This window comes from Cognatundibacterium jejuense (assembly GCF_014284255.1).
In the GTDB taxonomy this organism is placed as follows: Bacteria; Pseudomonadota; Gammaproteobacteria; order Burkholderiales; family Burkholderiaceae_D; genus Undibacterium; species Undibacterium jejuense.
In genome coordinates, this window is the sequence record NZ_JACOFV010000076.1 from 1 (window position 1) to 255 (window position 255).

General features: G+C 51.0%; 1 protein-coding gene. It reads left to right on the plus strand.

Annotated elements, in window-relative coordinates; all coding sequences use genetic code 11:
• A partial coding sequence (locus H8K32_RS20090; protein ID WP_186914418.1) for an ExbD/TolR family protein occupies positions 1–182 on the plus strand: 182 nt, incomplete at its 5' end.
• Positions 183–255: the final 73 nt, after the last annotated feature.

Genomic DNA, 255 nt, shown 5'->3' on the forward strand with positions numbered 1-255 from the left:
GCGGGACAGAAGATCTGTTCGAGAAACTCAAAGTAGAAGCCGTAAAGATCCCGCAACCGGAAGTTAACATCCGCGGTGACCAGAACGTTCGCTACGAATTTATCGGCAAAACGATCCTCAACGCCCAGCGCGCAGGGATTTCCAAAGTTGGTTTCGTCATCGAACCACCACCACGCGGCTAATTGAGCGGGTAAATAAAGGAAGAATATGGGAATGCAAATAGGTTCCGGCAGCTCTTCAGCCGATCCGGAAGTG